This is a genomic window from Pseudomonas sp. SIMBA_041 (assembly GCF_046535095.1).
In the GTDB taxonomy this organism is placed as follows: Bacteria; Pseudomonadota; Gammaproteobacteria; order Pseudomonadales; family Pseudomonadaceae; genus Aquipseudomonas; species Aquipseudomonas mucoides.
Window position 1 is genome coordinate 1 of sequence record NZ_JAWRXJ010000091.1, and the last position, 352, is coordinate 352.

The following is a 352-nucleotide window of genomic DNA, read 5'->3' on the forward strand; positions in this document are numbered from 1 at the left end:
ATCTGTTGATTCGTGTCTCTGCTTCAGAAATACCAATTATGGATGGTAGCGCTGCGCCTTTCGTCGCGCTTTTACTAGATGCAGGATTCTGTGAGCAAGAAGCGGCCAAGAAGTTTATTAAAATTATACGTCCAGTACGAGTAAAGCTAGAAGATAAATGGGCAGAGCTACGTCCTTATGAAGGGTATGAATTAAATTTCGAAATTGATTTTGATCATCCTGCGTTTGATAAGAACTTTCAGCATGCACAGTTGCAGTTCTCTACACAGAATTTCATCGAACAATTAAGCACTGCGCGTACTTTTGGATTTTTACGTGATATAGAAGCGCTACGTCAAAATAACCTAGCATT

At 39.8% G+C, this 352-nt stretch carries 1 protein-coding gene; it reads left to right on the top strand.

The genetic code is table 11. The annotated features are described in order from the left end of the window. Positions 1-352: UDP-3-O-acyl-N-acetylglucosamine deacetylase (locus SB725_RS30360; RefSeq protein WP_410923051.1), on the top strand; the 352-nt coding region annotated here is incomplete at both ends.